General features: G+C 75.3%; 13 protein-coding genes. 7 read left to right on the top strand and 6 right to left on the bottom strand.

Annotated elements, in window-relative coordinates; all coding sequences use genetic code 11:
* Positions 1 to 101 precede the first annotated feature (101 nt).
* Positions 102 to 1,853 carry a DUF4012 domain-containing protein gene (locus QRN56_RS17720; RefSeq protein ID WP_285105436.1) on the bottom strand — a complete coding sequence of 584 codons (1,752 nt, stop codon included), beginning with the start codon at positions 1,851 to 1,853 and terminating at the stop codon, positions 102 to 104.
* A 347-nt stretch (positions 1,854 to 2,200) separates the two neighbouring features.
* Here QRN56_RS17720 and QRN56_RS17715 point away from each other — a divergent pair, with 347 nt between their 5' ends.
* The gene (locus tag QRN56_RS17715; RefSeq protein WP_285105435.1) at positions 2,201 to 2,752 is read left to right on the top strand and encodes an arsenate-mycothiol transferase ArsC; all 552 of its coding nucleotides are present in this window, start codon (positions 2,201 to 2,203) and stop codon (positions 2,750 to 2,752) included.
* Between the two features lie 77 nt (positions 2,753 to 2,829).
* A complete protein-coding gene (locus QRN56_RS17710; RefSeq protein ID WP_285105434.1) occupies positions 2,830 to 3,066 on the top strand; it encodes a DUF2530 domain-containing protein in 237 nt (78 codons plus the stop codon).
* Between the two features lie 17 nt (positions 3,067 to 3,083).
* On the opposite strand, the gene QRN56_RS17705 is transcribed toward QRN56_RS17710, so the two are convergent.
* From QRN56_RS17705 to QRN56_RS17690, 4 genes are all read right to left on the bottom strand, one after another.
* Positions 3,084 to 6,335, bottom strand: coding sequence for a sacsin N-terminal ATP-binding-like domain-containing protein (locus QRN56_RS17705; protein ID WP_285105433.1), 3,252 nt, complete (start codon positions 6,333 to 6,335; stop codon positions 3,084 to 3,086).
* On the bottom strand, positions 6,332 to 7,171 hold the full coding sequence (locus QRN56_RS17700; protein WP_285105432.1) for a DUF3027 domain-containing protein: 840 nt from the start codon (positions 7,169 to 7,171) through the stop codon (positions 6,332 to 6,334). Before QRN56_RS17700 ends, QRN56_RS17705 begins: the two co-directional genes overlap by 4 nt.
* A gap of 23 nt (positions 7,172 to 7,194) precedes the next feature.
* Positions 7,195 to 7,569 (bottom strand): cold-shock protein, encoded by a 375-nt coding sequence (locus QRN56_RS17695; RefSeq protein WP_285105431.1) that lies wholly within the window; start codon positions 7,567 to 7,569, stop codon positions 7,195 to 7,197.
* A gap of 195 nt (positions 7,570 to 7,764) precedes the next feature.
* Positions 7,765 to 8,508: a TetR/AcrR family transcriptional regulator gene (locus QRN56_RS17690; protein ID WP_285105430.1), complete on the bottom strand. Its 744-nt coding sequence runs from the start codon at positions 8,506 to 8,508 to the stop codon at positions 7,765 to 7,767.
* A 125-nt stretch (positions 8,509 to 8,633) separates the two neighbouring features.
* Here QRN56_RS17690 and QRN56_RS17685 point away from each other — a divergent pair, with 125 nt between their 5' ends.
* The 5 genes from QRN56_RS17685 (at position 8,634) to QRN56_RS17665 (ending at position 17,291) form a co-directional block, all read left to right on the top strand.
* Positions 8,634 to 9,554, top strand: coding sequence for an NAD-dependent epimerase/dehydratase family protein (locus QRN56_RS17685; RefSeq protein ID WP_285105429.1), 921 nt, complete (start codon positions 8,634 to 8,636; stop codon positions 9,552 to 9,554).
* Positions 9,555 to 9,614: 60 nt separating this feature from the next.
* Positions 9,615 to 12,308, top strand: a complete 2,694-nt coding sequence (locus tag QRN56_RS17680) for a helicase-associated domain-containing protein (protein WP_285105428.1) — start codon at positions 9,615 to 9,617, stop codon at positions 12,306 to 12,308.
* A 31-nt stretch (positions 12,309 to 12,339) separates the two neighbouring features.
* The gene (locus QRN56_RS17675; protein WP_285105427.1) at positions 12,340 to 14,037 is read left to right on the top strand and encodes a DNA repair helicase XPB; all 1,698 of its coding nucleotides are present in this window, start codon (positions 12,340 to 12,342) and stop codon (positions 14,035 to 14,037) included.
* Positions 14,038 to 14,162: 125 nt separating this feature from the next.
* Positions 14,163 to 16,376 carry a TPM domain-containing protein gene (locus tag QRN56_RS17670; RefSeq protein ID WP_285105425.1) on the top strand — a complete coding sequence of 738 codons (2,214 nt, stop codon included), beginning with the start codon at positions 14,163 to 14,165 and terminating at the stop codon, positions 16,374 to 16,376.
* A gap of 114 nt (positions 16,377 to 16,490) precedes the next feature.
* Positions 16,491 to 17,291 carry a carbonic anhydrase gene (locus tag QRN56_RS17665; protein ID WP_285105423.1) on the top strand — a complete coding sequence of 267 codons (801 nt, stop codon included), beginning with the start codon at positions 16,491 to 16,493 and terminating at the stop codon, positions 17,289 to 17,291.
* Between the two features lie 52 nt (positions 17,292 to 17,343).
* Here QRN56_RS17665 and QRN56_RS17660 read toward each other — a convergent pair whose 3' ends face one another.
* Positions 17,344 to 17,937 carry an NYN domain-containing protein gene (locus QRN56_RS17660; RefSeq protein WP_285105422.1) on the bottom strand — a complete coding sequence of 198 codons (594 nt, stop codon included), beginning with the start codon at positions 17,935 to 17,937 and terminating at the stop codon, positions 17,344 to 17,346.
* Between the last annotated feature and the right edge of the window lie 18 nt (positions 17,938 to 17,955).

The following is a 17,955-nucleotide window of genomic DNA, read 5'->3' as shown; positions in this document are numbered from 1 at the left end:
CTTGCTGAAGGTGTGAGATCGGTGTCCGTGCACCGGGATCCACGGCCCACCGCATATGGCGCGGGACATGTGGCAAATCCGTCGTTCTCTCGTCGGGAGCGTCATTTATCGGCGGGTGTTCTCACGAGTCTCGGACCCGGAGTTGTTCGCAGAATGACACCCCCGTCCTGCTGCTTCCCGGTGATGATTACATAGGTGATAGAAGATGTCTCTCCCGCACTCAGGGAGAAATCCCGGAATGACAGCCAGAGCTGATCATGTTTTTGGGGTGATAGGCCGACATCTCCGGACTTGTCAGACGCCGCGACGATCCAGCCCCCCGCCGGCGCGTAGACGAGGGCGCGCAGCCGGACCTCCCCTGGCCGTGACTCTCCGACGCCGGTGACGTACTCGGGCAGATCCGCCACCTCACCTGCGTCGACGCGCGAGGTGTACGTCACGGTGACGGCCAGCTCCCGCGACCCGTCCGGGCGTTCCTCGCGCTCCGTGACGTCCACCGCGGTGTCGACGTAGTACGCGATCTTCGCCATCTGAATTCCCTGCGTGAACACGCCGATCACCGGGCGGTCGCCGCTGACCCCGCGCAGGGCGCCGTCGAGCACCGTGCCCTCCAGCAGCTCCGCCTCGGCGGGCTCGCTCGACCACACCGACAGCCGCCCCTCGCGAGCGGCGACGGCAAGGGCGTCGACAATCCTCGCGGGGTCGGCGTCGCCCCCGGACAGAGCGGTGAACGCCCGCTCCGCGACGTCGGCGAAGATCTCGTCCTGCTCGCGAGGCGCCTGGGTCCGGTACACCCCGTTGAGCAGGTACGACACGAGCTCCTCACCGCGCAGCACGCCGCCCGGGCCGGTATCGACGTCGTCCAGCAGCGCGGCCAGCGCCACCGGGTCCGTGGCGAGCACGCCGTCCACGGTCCGCCCGGTCTCGCGCCGCCACATCTCGCGCGCGATCTCGGCCGACCGCGGGAAGTCCGGGGTCGCGGTGACGTTCTGCATCCACCGGCCCAGGTCGTCGCCGCCCAGGACGCTCCGCTCGTCCCGGGTCAGCTCGACCACCGGCTCGTCGAACGAGCCCACCTGCGCGCCGGGCCGCTGGTCGACGAGCTCGACCTGGCCCTCGTCGGCGCGCAGCACCAGGACGGTCCCGACGATCCCGCCCAGTGCCCGGGGCTCCGCGTTGTTCTGCACCAGCACCAGGTAGTCGCGCGGGCCGTCCGCGCCCAGCATGGGCGGCAGGAGCTGCGCCGCCCGCGACGCCGTGGCGGTGGACATGCGCAGGTCGGAGAGCTGCCGCCCCAGCTCCTCCGCCGCGGCCGCGACCTGCGGCAGCATCGGCGCACCGCCGATGGCCTCGACGCTCCACAGCGCGTCACCGACCGCCTCGTCGGCACGCCGGACGTCCGGCGCCGCGTCCTGCAGCGGCCCGAGATCGACCTGCCCGTCCCGCGGCGCGAGCGCCCCCGGGTCGACCACCTCGACCACCTGGGCGAGCCGCGGCAGCGGCCCCTGCGCCAGCCGGTCGACCACGGCCGCCATCGTCGAGACCGCGCGCACCGTCGGCCCGACGCCGGGGAGCCGGCCCGCGAGCGACCAGTGGGCGCCGTCGGTCGCCTCCCGCGCCTCCGCGGCATGTTCCTGCAGGTCGGACACCCTCGCACCGATTCCGTCGGTCCGGCCGGCGACGGCGTCGGCCTGGAGGGCCGTGACGTCCTGCGCCGCCTGGTCCAGCGCTCCCCGCGCCCGCACGGCGTCGAGGGCGACCCAGCCGAGCAGGAGCACGAGGGCGGCGACGAGGGCCGCGACACCCAGCAGGACGATCCTCAGGTTGCGGCGGCGGCCGCGCGTCCAGAACACCGGCCTGGACCGCGGGGGCCCGCGCCGCGGCCGAGGCGCGGGAGCCGGACCGGGCCTCGCGACCGACAGCACCGTGGTATCCCCCGGGCTCGCCCATTTCTCGCCCCAACCTGGATGTGTCACCAAGCCTCCTGATGGCTTCTCCGGTGCAGTGCGCGTTAGATTACCCATGACCCGGGAAACAAGCGCGGCGAATTGGCATCCGTGCATATTCACCGAGTTTGCCGCTCCGGGCTTCTTGCACAATCATTAAATGATTCCGAATAGAAAGTCCGTGCATACTCACACAGTAATACCGTGTTCATTTCCCGTTACTCCCCGGAAACGCCGGCAGGAAGGTATCCGCCATGCCGTTCACCGTGCTCGCCGTCTGCACGGGCAACATCTGCCGCTCTCCGGCCGTGGAGCTGCTCCTGCGGGGCGTCCTCGACGGATCCGTCGTCGTCGGCAGTGCCGGGACGCACGCCCTGGTGGGCCGACCCGTGCCGGAACCCATGGCGGACCTGCTGACCGCCGACGGCTTCCCGCCCGCCGGCTTCGCCGCCCGGCAGCTCGTCCCCGCCCTCGTGGAGCAGGCCGACCTGGTCCTGCCTCTGACCTCCGAGCATCGTGCCCTCGTGGTCGAGCAGGTACCGGCCGCCGTCCGCCGCACCCTCACCGTCCGGGAGCTGGGCCGGCTGTCGAGCACCCTGCGGCCGGGCACCGTCACAGGGCGGGACGACGCCGCGCGGCTCGCCGCTCTCGTTCCCGCCGCCCTCCAGGAGCGCCCCCGGCACGCCGGGCAGCAGCACGACGACGGCGTGGTCGACCCGTACGGGCGCGGCGCCGCCACCTACCGGCGCGCCTACGAGCAGATCGTCGACGCGCTCACACCGGTGCTGGCCGCACTGCGGGGGTGATCCGGGTGCGACGGAATTCACCCCGGGCACGACCGCCCTCAGCGGGCCGGGCGGGCGGGCGTCCGTACACTGGCAAGGTGCCAACGATCCGCTCCCTGCTGGCCCATCCCGAGGAGCGTCGGCCCAGCCCGCCGGCCCCGCACGCCGATCTCTACCGAGTCCTCGGCGCGGGCATCGGGCTGTTCGTGATCGGGCTGATCGTCGCGCTGATCCTGCTCCTGACCGGTCGCGGCGGTGTCGAGAACGTCGCGATCTGCGGCACGGGCGTGGTGCTCGGCGGGCTCGGCCTGCTCTGGGCGCGCCGCCACCGCTGACGACGTCGCGCTGGCCCTCAGCCCCAGGCCCGCTCCGCGCTCAACGCCTCCGCACGGCCCGGGTCCCGCAGCACCGCCTCCAGCAGCAGCGGATCCGCCCCGGTGAGCTCGGCCAGCGCCCGCGCGAGGCCCTCGACCGCGACGGCGTGCGCGACGACGCCGGGCCCCTCGCCCGGCGCGCCGGCGGACACCCACCAGGCGACGGGCCTGCCCTCCACCGTCAGTGTCGTGTGGCGGCGCCAGGTCTCCGGCGCGGCCGGCACGACCGCCCGGACCCGCGGGTCGAGCTCGACCGGCTCCCCGGATCCGTCGGGGGCCACGTCGGCACCGGCCTCCAGCGGGAGATCGAGCAGGTCGGCGAGGGCCTCGGCGACGTCGGCGGGCGCGGGGACCACCGGGCCGAGCTGGGCCCAGCGGGGCGAGGCGGCGACGGCGAGGTCGTCCGTGCTCTCCACCGTGATCCCGGCCGGGCCGATCGCGGGCAGCCGGAGCGGCGCAATGGCCGGCCCGTCGGCCCGGGCGACCGTGGCCAGACCCGTCCAGACGGCGCGCGCGACGTCGGCGGACAGCCGCCCGGACGACTCGGCCGACGCGTCCGGCAGGCCCTCCAGGACCGTCGGCCAGTCGCGTCCGGGCAGGTCAGCCAGGTTGTGCAGGCCGCCGAGCGCGGTCAGGAGGTCCGCGTCCAGACCGGCGGTCTCCGGTGGTGCGGGCGGCAGGAGCGGGGTGTCCCCCAGCGCGAAGGGCGCTCCGAGCCGACGACGCAGGAACCACGCCGTGTACGACGGGGCCTCGCGGTCCGGGGCGTCGGGCGAGCGCACGGGCGTCAGCAGCGCACGGCGCAGCTCCGGGTCGGCGGCGATCCGGGCGAGCCCCGCCGCGAGCGAGCCGTGCCCGGGCCCATGCTCGGGCTCGGGCTCGGTGCCCGCGACGTCGCCCAGCGCGTCCAGGTCCGGGACGGCCGCGACGTCGCCGACCCACGCGCCCGCACCGAGCTCCTCGGCGAGCAGGTCGAGGTACTCGTCCCAGTCGGCGAGCCAGCCGGCCGGGTCGTCGGGACCGTAGTCGCCGTCGTCGTCCCCGTCGGGCGTCACGACGTCGGCCACGCGGTAGACGCCCAGGTCGGCGTGGGCCCCGGCAGCCTCGAGGGCGGCCTCGCCCCAGCGCTCGACGACGTCGGCCCGCACCGGCGCGAGGTCCAGGTTCCGCGCCGCCCAGGTGCCCGGCAGCACCGCCTCGCGCAACGGGACGACGGCGCCGTCCGCCACCACGGGCAGCTCGCCCAGCCAGAACGGCAGGTCTTCCGCCGACTCGGCGACGGCGAGGCGTACCAGCTCGAGCACCGCGCACACGGTCTCGGCGGGTGTCGGGTCCTCAGGTGCCCACGGCTCCTGGGGCGCGCCGGCGGCCGTGGCCGGAGAAGCGGGCTCGGCCGGGGGCCCGGCCGACAGGACGCCGCCGAGGCGCTCGGCGTCGCCGTCGTCCAGCACGTCCTCCGCGGCGGCCAGCGCCGCCGACCGGACCCCGGCGTCCGCGAGCAGCCCGCGCGGCGCGGTGGGGGCCGCGCCGGCCCGCTCCAGCACCGGGTGCGCGGCGTCCGGGTGGACCACCCGGACGCCCAGCGCGCGGGCGATCCCGGCAAGCCGCGGGGTGTCGAGCAGCACGGTCCCCCGCGCACCGCGGGTCACGCGGCCGTCCGCGAGCGGCAGCGGGGCTCCCGCCACGGCCTCCAGGACGGCGGGCTCGCCGACGTGCGGCGCGAGGGCGTCGAGGGCCGCGTGCACGACGCCGGGATCCGGCGGCAGGGCCTCGACCAGGTCGACGAGGTCGGTGGGGTCCGCCCCGAGGGAGCGGACGAGGGCCTGGTGACGCACGGGGATCGTGACCAGGGCCCTGACGGCTCCCGGAGCGAGCGCGCGGGCGAGCGCCGGGTCCTCGCCGAGCGGCCCCGCGACGAACACGGCGTCCCGCGGCGCGACCAGCGGCGCGGGCGAGCTCGGCCGCAGCAGCGGGGTGGCGCCCAGGGCGTCGCCGGCGGCCGCCCGGATCGCGGCGTCGACGTCGCCCGCGGGGAGCCCGGTCGGCACCAGGCCGAGCACGTCGTGCACCGCGGGTCGCGCGGCCTGCGGCCCGCCGCCCTCGGGCCGTGCGGCGAGCTCGCCCAGGAACGCGGCGTAGGCGCGGCCCGCCTCGGCGGCGACCTGGTCCGACGTCGGCCCGGGGAGCACACCCCGCCGTCCCGGGTCGACCGGGAACGAGGCGATCAGGAGCGCGGGGAACGTGAGCCGGACGTCGGTGGGGGTCGGGGCGTGCAGCGTCGGCCCGGCCGCCGCCCGGCTCCCTGGCGCGGGCACCGCCCAGAGCACCGACCAGTCCGCGCGGCGCGCCTCGGACGGCAGCGAGTCGTCCGGCTCCAGCACCCCGGACGCCCGGTGCACGCGCCAGCGCGTCCCGACGTCGCGCAGCACACGCTGTGTCGCGCGGGGCACCGCGACACCGGGGTCAGAACCCGGCTGACCTGCGTAGTCGTCCTCGATCACCAGCTCGTCGAGGGCGGGCAGCGCGAGCAGCAGACCGTCGTCGACGGCGGCGAGCTGGGCGCGGACGGCGGCCACCGCCGCGTCGTCCCGCAGCCGCACCTCGACCACGGTGTCGGGCTCCTCCGCCGTGGTCCCGGGGGCCGGGAACGGCAGCCGCAGCACGGGCAGGGCGCTACCGCGCCGCCGCGCCTCGTCCGCGAGGCCGGGCGCCGGCCCGGCGCCCAGCGCGTCGGGTCCCAGCCCCAGCTCCGCGCGCGTGGCCGCGAGCGAGAAGCGCACGCCACCCCCGCGCGAGCGCACCAGGATCTCGTCCGACACCGACCGGACCGCGGCGAACCCGACCCCGAACCGCCCCACGACGCCGTCGGGCCGGCCCGGGCCGCCCGACTTGGCGGAGGCCCGGAGGGAGGCCAGCGAGGCCACGCCGTCGGCGTCGAGCGCCGCGCCCGTGTTGGCGGCGACGAGCCACCAGCCCGCCGCGCTGCCCTCCGCGTCGTCGCCCGCGTAGCCGCGCGGCTCCAGGGTCAGCATCAGCCGGCCGGGAACTCCGGCCCGGGCGGCGGCGTCGGCCGCGTTCTGGGCGAGCTCCACCACCACGCGGTCACGGTAGTACCCGCGTGCGTGGTCCTCCTCGGTGTTCGCGTCCTCGCGAAAGCGCGTCGGGGAGGCCAGCCACGCCTCGGTCACCACGCGCCGCAGCGCTCCGGTGCCGAAGGGGTCGTGGGTCACGCGGAGGGTTCGCCCCCGTCGCCCGCCGGCTGGTCGCCGGACGCCGCCACCGGCTCGATCTCGTTCTCGTCGATCAGCGGGGCGGGCGCCGGCCAGTCGGTCGGGTGCGCCTCGACGTCGGTCTCCGAGTGGGCACCGCACCCGTGGTCGAGGGAGACCACCTTGCCGTCGTCGGGCGACCACTCGTTGGCGCACACCCCGAAGAGCTGGCCCATCGGACCGGAGAGCGGGATGAGGAACGCGCAGGCCATGCACTCGGCGGCCGCCGCGACGGCCCCGGCGGACGTCGGCCCGCGCGAGCCGCGGTACCAGCGCTCCGCCGCCTCGTCCCGACCCTGCGGGGACAGCACGCGGGCGCGGGCGAGCGCGAGCTCGTCGATCGCCACCTCGTCGACCTCGGGGTCGCCGGTGGCGGTGTACCCGGGCTCGAGCCGCGGGTCGTCGGCGCGGAACGGCAGCACGTCGCCCGGGCCGACGTCGCCCGGGCGCAGCCGCTCGGACCACGGGAGCCAGGCCGGGGCGAGGATCGCCTCGTCGCCGGGCAGCAGCTCGACCTCGCTGATCGTGGCGGTCCGGCCGCGCGGCACGCGCGTCACGGTGACCGTCCAGTGCCAGCCGCGGTACCCGCGCATGGTCGCCGCGAAGCGGTGCGAGACCACCCGCTCGTCCTCGAAGAGGGTGCCGAGGTGCTCCCCGACGTCCTCGGGCCGCTCGGCGACCTCCTGCGCGGCGGCGCGCGCGAGATCCGCGGCACCGTTCAGCACGGCGTCACGGCTGGAGCGTGCGGCGACCCGCCGGGTAGGCGTTCGGGTAGCGGGCGCGGTGATCGTCACCATGTTCCTCGGGACCTCGTGGGGTTTCAGGCGTCGAAGTCGTCTGCGACCTTGCGCAGCATCTTGGCTAGCGTCTCCGGGTTCTTCGGATAACGCCCCTTGCGCAGGTCATTTGCCACCCGGTCGAGCATCTGCGTCAGGTCGCCGACGATGACAGCCATGTCGTCGGCGGGCTTCCGCTTCGCCTTGGCGACCGACGGCGCGGCGTCGAGCACCTTGACCGCGAGCGCCTGGGGACCGCGGCGGCCGTCGGCCACCCCGAAGTCCACGCGCGCGCCGGGCTTGGGCACGACGCCCTCGGGGAGGGCGGAGGCGTGCAGGAACACCTCGCCGCCGTCCTCGTTGGCGATGAAACCGAAGCCTTTGTCGGTGTCGAACCACTTGACCTTGCCGGTGGGCACTGCGACCTTCTTCTGTGCTTGTCGGTACTGCTCGCGAAACTGCTCATGACGGCCCGGGGTGCTGCGACTGACGCGCTCTCTCCGGACCCGTTGCACAAGGTTACCGGGCGGATGCCTACCGCGTCGCATGCATTGACCACTCTTCGCCCACGCGGTGTGCCGGGTGCCGGGCGCGGGCCGCCCGGACGCTGGGTTTCAGACGCCGATGCCCAGGTCGGCGCCGAGCCGGAGCGCCACCTCGTCGAGCCATGTCACCGGGTCCGCGACCGAGCCGACCTGGTGCCCGAACAGCTCGAACGAGATCAGGCCGAACAGCGTGGTCCAGGCGATGATCGTGCGGCGGACGGCCTCCGCCACGTCGTCGTCCGCCAGGTCGGTGCCCGTCCAGAGGCCCTGGTCCGCGATGAACGCCAGGCCGGGCGCGACGGTCACCGGCGCGTCCGCCGTGGCGGCGGCCACGGGGGCCGGCACCGCCGTGGGGCGGGCGCCCGCCGCGTAGGCGTCCCCGACGATCCGGGCGAGCACGCGGACCACGCGGACGGCGGGCACGACGGTGTCCCGCGGCGCGGCGTAGCCGGGTACGGGGGTGCCGTACAGCAGGCCGAACTCCCCGGGGTGCGCCACGCACCAGGCCCGCACGGCGCGGAAGGTGGCGAGCCAGCGGGCGGCGGTGTCCGCACGGTCGGCGACGGCGGCGTCGGCGGCCTCCGCGGCCTCGCCGAGCTCGTCGTAGGACTCGACGAGAAGCGCCGTGAGCAGGGCGTCCCGGCTCGGGAAGTAGCGGTACACGGCCGAGGACACCATCTCGACGTCCCGCGCGACGGCGCGCAGCGAGAGCGCCGCCGCACCGTCGGTGGACAGCCGCGCGCGGGCGGAGTCGAGGATCTCGCGGGTGATCGTCTCGCGGGCAAGGGCGCGGGCGGTGCGGGCCGGACTCATGCCGTTCAGGTTCGCACGACAGATCACTGCACACAACCGAGAGCACCGCTCTTGCCAAAGCGCACCTGCGCGTGCCACGCTTGCGACACAACAGAGAGCGCCGCTCTCGGAATGGAGCACTGGTCATGTCTGATACCCACCTCATCATCGGCGCCGGTCCGATCGGCCGCCACGTCGCCGCCCTGCTCGCCGAGCGCGGGTCCCGCGTGACGGTCGTGAGCCGCTCGGGCCGCACCACCGGGATCGACGGCGTGGAGCACCTCGCGCTCGACGCCTCCGACGCCGACGCCCTGTCCCGTGCCGCCGAGGGGGCCGACTACCTCTACAACTGCGCCAACCCGGCCGACTACACGCAGTGGGAGCAGGTCTGGCCCCCGCTCGCCTCGTCCCTGCTGGCCGCCGCGGAGCGCTCCGGCGCCGTCTACGGCATCACCGGCACCCTGTACCCCTACGGACCCGTCGACGTGCCGATCTCCGAGGACCTGCCCGAGGCCGCGACCGACCACAAGGGCCTGCTCCGCGCCCGGATGTGGGCGGACGCGAAGGCGGCGCACGAGGCCGGGCGCATCCGGGCCGTCGAGATCCGCGGCTCCGACTACATGGGCCGCGGCGTGGGCGGCAACGGGCACATCTCCCGCCTGGTGCCGAGCGCGTTGCGGGGCAAGCGTGCGCTGATGATGGGCCGCACCGACCAGCCGCACACCTTCACCGACGTCGCGGACGCCGCCCGCACCCTGGTGGCCGCCGCGGAGGACCCGGGCGCCCACGGGCGCGTCTGGCACGTGCCGAGCAACGCCCCGGTGACGCAGGCGCAGGCCCTGACCGACGTGCTCGCGAGCGTGGGCAGGCCACCGGTGAAGATCTCCGCGCTGCGGGGCGCCGGCCTCGCCGCCGCCGCCCTCGCCGTCCCCTTCATGCGCGAGATGCGGGAGATCATCTACCAGTGGGAACGGCCGTACGTGCTGGACGACGCCGCGGCCCGCGACCGCTTCGGCATCACCCCGACGCCGTGGGAGGAGGTCTGCCGCCGCACCGCGGAGGTCTGACGGCGGCCGGGCGCGGACCGGTCGGACTCCGGCCCAGGAAACCCGCGTAGCATCGTCAGGATGGCCTCATCGCTCCCCGCAGCGCCGGCCTCGGCCACGCGGCACTTCGCCGACGACCTCCGGCAGCGCTCGGACACCGCGCTCGCCGCGCTCCTGCGCGCCCGTCCTGACCTCGCCGCCCCCTCCCCCTCGACGCTCCGGTCGCTCGCCGCCCGCGCGTCGAGCCGCACCTCGCTCGAACGCGCGCTCGCCCGCGCGGACGCCCTGACCCTGCAGGTCCTGGAGGCGGTGCTCGCCCTGGAACCGGTCTTCCGCGCCCCGCCCGGTCCCGACACACCCGGTCTCAGCACGCCCGGTCCCGGCACGCCCGGTCTCAGCACCCTCGGCCCCAGCGCCCTCGGCACCGAAGTGGTGACCCGGGCGCTCGGTGGCGCGGCGGACGACCGGGAGGCGGTGGAGGCGGCCGTCCACCTGGCCGTCGAGCACGCCCTCCTCTGGGACGCCGGCCAGGGCACCGGACCGGCGTCGTCCCCCGACCTGCGCACCTCGCCAGGGCTCGACGAGCTGCTGGGGCCCAACCCCGCGGGCCTGGGCCCGCACATCGACCCGGTCCCGGACGGGCTGGCCGAGGCGGTCGCCCGGGCGCTCGGTCCCACGCCCGGCCCGCCCGGAACGGGCGCCGCGCTCGACGCCCTCCTCGCCGAGGCGCCGGGCGGGGCGCGGGCGATCCTGGACGCCCTCGCCTGGGGGCCGCCGGTCGGCGTCGTGCCGGCCGCGGGGACCCGCCCCCGGGACGCGGTGAACTGGCTGGTCACCGCGCACCTCCTGGTCCGCTCCGACGCCCGGCACGTGGTCCTGCCGCGGCTGGTCGGACTGGCCCTGCGCGACGGGCACACCCACCGCGCACCGCACACCCGGGCGCCCGAGCCGCAGGGGCGCTCCCTGCCGGCGGCCACCGCCGACGCCGAGGCCGCGAGCGCCGCGCTCGAGCTGGTCCGGCGCGTGCGCGTGCTGCGCAGGTCCTGGGACGAGAACCCCCCGTCGGTCCTGCGCGCCGGCGGGCTGGGCGTGCGCGACCTGCGCCGGCTCGCCGCCCAGCTCGAGACGGACGAGCCCACCGCGGCGTTCGTGGTGGAGGTCGCCGCGCTGGCCGGCCTGGTCCGGGACGACGGCGAGGCGCCGCCGTCGTACGTACCCACCGTGACGGACTGGGACGACCTGGACGACGCCGTCCGCTGGGCCCGCCTGGTCGAGGCCTGGCTGACCTCCCGGCGCGCGCCGTGGCTGGTGGGCTCGCGCGACGACAAGGGGGCGCTGCGCGCGCCCCTGTCGCCGGACCTGCAGCGGCCGTGGGTGCCGCGGCTGCGGGACAGCGTGCTCGGGGTGCTCGCGGAGGGCCTGGACGGCGAGACCGTGCTGGCGCCCACGGCGGGCGCCGTCGTCGAGGTGCTGACCTGGCACACGCCCCGCTCCGTGCCGCCCGCGAGCGCGGTCGAGGGTCTGCTGGCCGAGATGGAGTGGCTGGGCGTGACGGGCGCCGGCGCGCTCTCGGCGCCGGGCCGGGAGCTCCTCCCGGCGGCCGCTTCCCACCCGGCCGACGTCGCCGGGGCGCTGCGCGCGGTGCTCCCGCACGAGGTGGACGAGATCCTGCTGCAGGGCGACCTCACGGGGATCGTGCCCGGGCGGCCGTCGCGGCAGCTCGCGCGGCTCCTGGAGCGGGCGGCGGACGTCGAGTCGCGCGGCGCGGCGACGACGGTGCGGTTCAGCCCGGCGTCGGTCACGCGGGCGCTCGACCAGGGCGAGACGGCGGACGGCCTGCTCGACGAGCTGGCGCACCGGTCCCCCGTGCCCGTCCCCCAGCCGCTGGAGTACCTGGTCCGGGACACCGCCCGGCGGCACGGCGCGGTGCGCGTGGGCTCGGCGTCGGCATACCTGCGGGCCGCCGACCCGACCGTGCTCGCCGGGCTGGAGCACGACCCGTCGCTCGCCGGCCTCGGCCTGGTGCGGCTCGCGCCGACGGTCCTCGCGGCGTCGGTCCCGGCGGCCGCACTGCACGAGGCGCTCCGCAGCCGCGGGCTGGTCTCGGCCCTGGAGGGCCCGGACGGCCGGGTGCTCGTCGCGCGCCGCGGCGTCACGGGCCGGGCGATGCCCGCCCCGCGCTCGGCGGCCGCGATCCGGATGGGTTCCGGGTCCGACGTCGCCACCCGCACGCCCGACCCCGAGTCGCTGGTCGCCGAGCTGCGCGCCGTCGAGGCGGCGGCACGGGCCGGTGCGCGGGCGCGGGCGGAGGCCGCCGACGTGGCGCACTCCGTGGCCGTTCCCGGCGGCGGCGTGCCGCTGCGCGGCTACCGGGTGGTCCCCAGCATGCCCGCCGGCACGGGCACGGCCCAGGAGGTGACGTCCGGCGCGGCCGGGCAGGCGCCGCCGGCGTCGCCTGCCTCGACGAACGGGTCGCGCACGGCCGCCCCGGGTTCCGGTGCGCCGGCCGCAGACCACGAACCCGGGCCCGCAGAGGACGACCCGGGAACACAGCACCCCGCTGACGGGTTGGCACTGCTGCGCGACGCGCTCCGCGACGGCTCCACCGTGATCGTCGAGGTGGCCGGGCACACCGGCCGGCTGGAGCGCCGCGAGCTCAAACCCCTGAACCTCGACGGCGGCAGGCTGCGCGCGCTCGACCCGGACCGAGAGGCCGAGCTGACGATCGCCGTCCACCGCATCGCGTCGGTCCTGCCGACGTCGTCCACGCCCTGAGGCGCACCAGACCAACACTGAGGGAGACCCCATGCCCGACGGCCCCTTGATCGTGCAGAGTGACAAGACGCTCCTGCTGGAGGTCGACCACCCCAGCGCCGAGCAGGCGCGCCGCTCCATCGCGCCGTTCGCCGAGCTCGAGCGCGCACCCGAGCACGTCCACACCTACCGCCTGACGGCGCTGGGCCTGTGGAACGCGCGCGCGGCCGGCCACGACGCGGAGCAGGTCGTGAACACGCTCATCGAGTTCAGCCGGTACCCGGTGCCGCACGCGCTGCTGGTCGACGTGGCCGAGACGATGTCCCGCTACGGGCGGCTCCAGCTCGCGCAGGACCCGGCGCACGGCCTCGTGCTGCGCACCACGGACCGGGCGGTGCTCGCGGAGGTGCTGAAGTCGAGGCGCACCGCCGGCCTGGTCGGCGCGCGGATCGACGAGTCCACGGTGACGGTGCACCCCTCCGAGCGTGGACACCTCAAGCAGGTCCTGGTCAAGCTGGGCTGGCCGGCCGAGGACCTCGCGGGCTACGTGGACGGCGAGAAGCACCCGATCGAGCTGAGCCCCACCACGCACCCGCGCACGCCGCACGAGAAGGCGGCCCCCTGGGAGATGCGCCCCTACCAGGCGCAGGCCGTGGACGGGTTCTGGCACGGCGGGTCCGGCGTCGTGGTGCTGCCCTGCGGCGCGGGCAAGACGATCGTTGGCGCGGGCGCGATGGCCAGGTCCGGCACGACGACGCTGATCCTGGTGACGAACACCGTCAGCGCGCGCCAGTGGCGCGACGAGCTGGTGCGGCGCACCACGCTGACCGAGGACGAGATCGGCGAGTACTCCGGCACCAAGAAGGAGATCAAGCCCGTCACCATCGCGACCTACCAGGTGCTCACCACCAAGCGGAAGGGCGTCTACACGCACCTCGAGCTGCTCGACGCCCGCGACTGGGGCCTCGTCCTGTACGACGAGGTGCACCTGCTGCCCGCGCCCGTCTTCCGAATGACGGCGGACCTGCAGGCGCGGCGGCGGCTCGGCCTGACCGCGACGCTGGTGCGCGAGGACGGCCGCGAGGACGAGGTGTTCAGCCTCATCGGGCCCAAGCGGTTCGACGCGCCGTGGAAGGACATCGAGTCCCAGGGCTACATCGCCCCCGCCGACTGCGTGGAGGTGCGCCTCACGCTCCCGGAGAGCGAGCGGATGACCTACGCGACGGCCGAGACGGAGGACAAGTACCGGCTGGCCGCGTCGGCGTCGGGCAAGAAGAAGGTGGTGGAGCAGATCGTGGCGCGCCACCCCGACGACCAGGTGCTGGTCATCGGCCAGTACATCGACCAGCTCGAGGAGCTGGCCGAGCACCTGGGCGCGCCGATCATCACCGGGGCGACCACCAACAAGGAGCGGCAGCGGCTGTTCGGCGCGTTCCGCGAGGGCGAGATCTCGCGCCTCGTGGTGAGCAAGGTCGCCAACTACTCGGTGGACCTCCCGGAGGCGTCGGTCGCGATCCAGGTGTCGGGCTCGTTCGGGTCCCGGCAGGAGGAGGCGCAGCGCCTCGGGCGCATCATGCGGCCCAAGGCCGACGGCCGCACCGCGCACTTCTACGCGGTGGTCGCGCGGGACACCGTGGACCAGGACTTCGCGGCCCACCGGCAGCGGTTCCTGGCCGAGCAGGGGTACGCGTACCGCATCGTGGACGCCGAGGACCTGGACGGTTCGCCGGCCGGTTCGACGGCACCCTGACGTCGGGCCTGCTCAGCGCGTGAAAATGCCCTTCACGCTGGGCATTCACCTGAGGATTCGTTGCACGTACGCAACGTTACGGTCTCCGATTGCGCTGTCTTGAACCCGGGGTGACGATCAGGGACGTGATCGAGTCCCGAGCAAGAGCCGAGCGTCCGCACGATCCCGGCACCCGTGCTTCCGGGGGCTGGGTCATCGTGGCCTTCGCAGGTCTCGTCGGCGTCGTCCTGGCGGCCACGTCACAGGCCGCCAACGCGACGGTCGTCGGGCCGGCCGAGCCGCGGCCGTCCGTGTCGCCGCGACTGTCGGCCGCCACGCAGGCCGAGCTCATGTCGGACATCCTGCCCGCGTCGCCGCCGATCACCCTCACGGACCCCGTGACCGACGGCGCGGGCGCGCTCACCGACGCCGAGCGCCAGGACGTCCTGGCCGCCGTCGAGCGGCTCGCCGCGGAGTCCGACCTGCGCATGTTCGTCGTCTACATCGAGAGCTTCGACGGCACCGACCCCGTGGACTGGGCCAACGCGAGCGCGAACCAGTCCGGGCTCGGGGCCGACGACCTGCTCCTGGCGATCGCCACCGTCGACCACGAGTTCGGCCTGTCCGCGGACACGAACGTCGTCCTGACGGACGGCCAGCTCGGGCGGATCGACGACGCCGTGGCGTCCGCCGTCGAGGACGAGCGGTGGGCCCCGGCCGCCACCGACGCCGCCGACACCGTCCGCAAGGGGGTCGCGGGCACCACGAACCCGCTCGTCGTGGTGGGCATCGCCGTCGCGGCGATCCTCGTCCTGGCTGCCCTGGGCTACGTGCTGTGGCGGTTCGCCGTGCCCCGGCTCCGCCCGCTCCTCGCCCAGCTCAGGGACCGCACCCCGGTGGCCGGCGGGCCGGCGCCGGACGCGTTCGCGGACCTCACGCTCGACGAGCTCGACGAACGTGCCGCGGCAGCCCTGGTGGGCATCGACGACGCCCTGAAGACGTGCGAGCAGGAGCTCGGCTTCGCCCGCTCCGAGCTGGGCGCCGACGCGACGCGGGACTTCGAGCTGATCCTCGAGGGCGCCGCCGCCGACGTCCGCGAGGCGTTCGCGGTGCGGCAGACGCTCGACACGGAGGCCCGGGCCGCGGCGTCCGAGGCCCCGGCGCCCGACGACACCGAGCCCGGGACCGTGGAGGACCCGGTGCGTCGCGCCCGCCTGACCAGGGTCATCGCACTCTGCGAGGCCGCGGCCGACACGCTCGACGCGCGTACCCGCGCGTTCGACGACCTGCGCCGCCTGCAGCAGCGCGCCCCGGAGCTGCTCGCCGACGTCGTCGCCCGCGAGGTCGAGGTCGCCCAGCGGGTCGCCACCGCGCGCGGCCTCCTGACGCAGCTCTCCCGGCGGTACCCGACGGGCCCGCTGGCCACCGTGGTGGGCAACCCGGAGCAGGCGGAGCTGTTGCTCGCCAACGCCAAGGAGGCCGTAGCCGCCGGGAACTCGGCCCTGGCGGCCGGCCAGAAGGTTGTCGCCGTGGCGCACGCGCGGGGCGCACAGAACGCGCTGGGGCAGGCCGTCATGCTGCTCGACGCCGTCGACGCGACCGCGCTGCACCTCCGGGAGGCCGTCGGCCGGCTCGACAAGTCGATCGCGTCGCTCACCCAGGACGTGGCCTCCGCCAAGGCGATCGAGGGCGACCTCCGCGTCACCCTCGCGCGCGCCGCGGCCCAGGCCTCGCTCAAGAACGTCGAGGTGACGCGGGAGGGCGGCGACCCGCTCGCCGGCCTGCAGCGCATCGCCGCGGCGGAGGCTTCGCTCGACGCCGCCCTGGCGTCCACCCGCGACAACACCGAGGTCAAGGCCCGGGCGTCCGCGCTGCTGCGCGACACGCTCCGCCGCGTCGACGCGCAGCTGCGCCAGACCGGCGACTTCATCGCTACCCGCCGCGGGGCCGTCGGCGCCGCGGCGCGCACCCGGCTCGCGGAGGCGGTCCGGCTGGCCGACGTCGCCCGCGCGCTCCACCCGACCGACCCCACCGCGGCCCTGAACGAGGCCCAGGAGGCGAGCGCGCTGGTCCGGGAGGCGACGCGCCTGGCCCGCCAGGACGCGGACGCCGTCGTCGCGGCCGCTGCCGCCGCCGAGGCCGAGCCCGACGCCGGCGGGAACGACGCGAACGGGCCGATCACCGGCGGCATGATGCTCGGCGGCATCCTGCTCGACCCGCACCTGGTGCGCTCCCGCAAGCGCGCCCGCACGGCACGCATCGGCGGCGGGTTCGGCGGGGGCGGGTTCGGCGGCGGACGGCCGGCGGCGCACCGCAAGCTGGGCACGGTCCGGGCCTGGTGGCCGGTGTCGGCGAGGTAGCACTCCCGCACGAAATCGCCGAACGGGGTGGGCGAAAGGTCGGGAAAAAGGTAATTTGGGCTGCCGGCAAACCGGCTCTCGCCGTTCACACGGATCACCCCTCCGGAGTACACGTTGAAGAAGCTCGCCCTGCCCACAGCACTGCTCCTCGCCCCGCTGCTCGCGTCCTGCGGCACGGGCACCGCCGCGGACGCCGCCTCTGCGGGGCCGCCGCCCGGCGTGGGCGGCGAGGTGCACTGGTCGTACGAGGGCGCAGAGGGGCCCGCGGAATGGGGGCACCTGTCCGCCGACTTCGAGGCATGCTCGGCCGGTGACGCGCAGTCGCCCATCGATCTGCCCGCCCACGCCGACCAGGAGGCGACCGACCACCCGACGATCATGTCGTCCCCCACGGTCGGCGAGTCGGTCGACACGGGTCACACCGTCCAGCTCGTGCCCGAGAGCGGGGCGTCGACGATCGAGTGGGACGGCGCCGAGTTCACCCTGGCCCAGACGCACTTCCACGTTCCGTCGGAGCACACCGTCGAGGGCGAGGCGATGGACGCGGAGTTCCACCTGGTCCACACCACCGAGGACGGCCGCACGCTCGTCATCGGCGTCCTCGCCGAGGAGGGCCCGGAGAACGCGGCCTGGCAGCCGTTCGTCGAGGGCGCGGCGTCGCCGGGAACCTCCGATCTGCCGCTCGACGTCGCGGCGATGCTACCGACGGACCCCACCTACGAGGCGTACGAGGGCAGCCTGACGACGCCGCCGTGCACCGAGGGCGTCCAGTGGGTCGTCTACGCGACGCCGGTGGAGCTGTCGGCCGAGCAGATCGCGGTGCTCGACGAAGCGTCGCACGGGCACAACGCGCGACCCACGCTGCCCCAGGGCGACCGCACCCCGTACGAGGGCACGCTCGCCCTGAGCCGGTAGCGCGCGGGCTGCGCGCGGCGCCCCGAGCCGATGGCCCGGGGCGCCACGCCGGCTACAGGTAGCGCAGCGGGTCGAACTCCTCGATCGGGATGATGCGGACGCGCGGCAGCATCGTGGTGAACGCGTCGGCGTCGGCCTCGAGGTCGTACATGACCAGGCCGCGCTGCTCCAGGTCGGTGAACCGGGCGTTGACGAACTCGCGGAAGCCCAGCAGGCCGACGCGGCGGTCGTCGTCGGTCAGCAGCGCCTCGATCTGCGGCAGGAAGTCGCCGTCGTGGCTCGCGAGCAGCACGTCGCCCGGGCGGTCCAGGAGCGCGTCGAGCGTGCGCTGGATACCGACGTCGACGACCTTCTCCGAACCCTGCGCCGCCAGCGGGATGGGCTTGTAGCCCATGGCGAGCAGCGCCTGCACGAACGGCATCGGCATCTGGCCGGACGTCGCGTTGAGGAAGAACAGCGGCACGACGTCCTGCGACCAGACCTTCTCCGCGAACGCGGAGATACGGTCCCAGCGCGGGCGCTCCTCGGGTGCCGGACGGCGGTTCAGCACGTTCATGCCGAGCGTGGCGTCGATGTTCTCACCGTCGACGATGAGATACGTGCGCCGGGGCAACTGCCCGGGCTCCTGCGGGGACGGTGCTGACATGCGACACAGCCTAGGCCG

Source organism: Promicromonospora sp. MEB111 (genome assembly GCF_030209445.1).
GTDB lineage: Bacteria > Actinomycetota > Actinomycetes > Actinomycetales > Cellulomonadaceae > Promicromonospora.
The sequence above is the reverse complement of the archived record's forward strand: the minus strand, read 5'-3'. Positions and strand labels throughout refer to the sequence as shown.

What these genes read in the sequence shown, in the direction of transcription:
- QRN56_RS17715 (WP_285105435.1), top strand. Translation starts at nt 2,201, where the DNA reads ATGCCGTTCACCGTGCTCGCCGTCTGCACGGGCAACATCTGCCGCTCT.
- QRN56_RS17700 (WP_285105432.1), bottom strand. Translation starts at nt 7,171, where the DNA reads ATGGTGACGATCACCGCGCCCGCTACCCGAACGCCTACCCGGCGGGTC.
- QRN56_RS17690 (WP_285105430.1), bottom strand. Translation starts at nt 8,508, where the DNA reads ATGAGTCCGGCCCGCACCGCCCGCGCCCTTGCCCGCGAGACGATCACC.
- QRN56_RS17685 (WP_285105429.1), top strand. Translation starts at nt 8,634, where the DNA reads ATGTCTGATACCCACCTCATCATCGGCGCCGGTCCGATCGGCCGCCAC.
- QRN56_RS17680 (WP_285105428.1), top strand. Translation starts at nt 9,615, where the DNA reads ATGGCCTCATCGCTCCCCGCAGCGCCGGCCTCGGCCACGCGGCACTTC.
- QRN56_RS17675 (WP_285105427.1), top strand. Translation starts at nt 12,340, where the DNA reads ATGCCCGACGGCCCCTTGATCGTGCAGAGTGACAAGACGCTCCTGCTG.
- QRN56_RS17660 (WP_285105422.1), bottom strand. Translation starts at nt 17,937, where the DNA reads ATGTCAGCACCGTCCCCGCAGGAGCCCGGGCAGTTGCCCCGGCGCACG.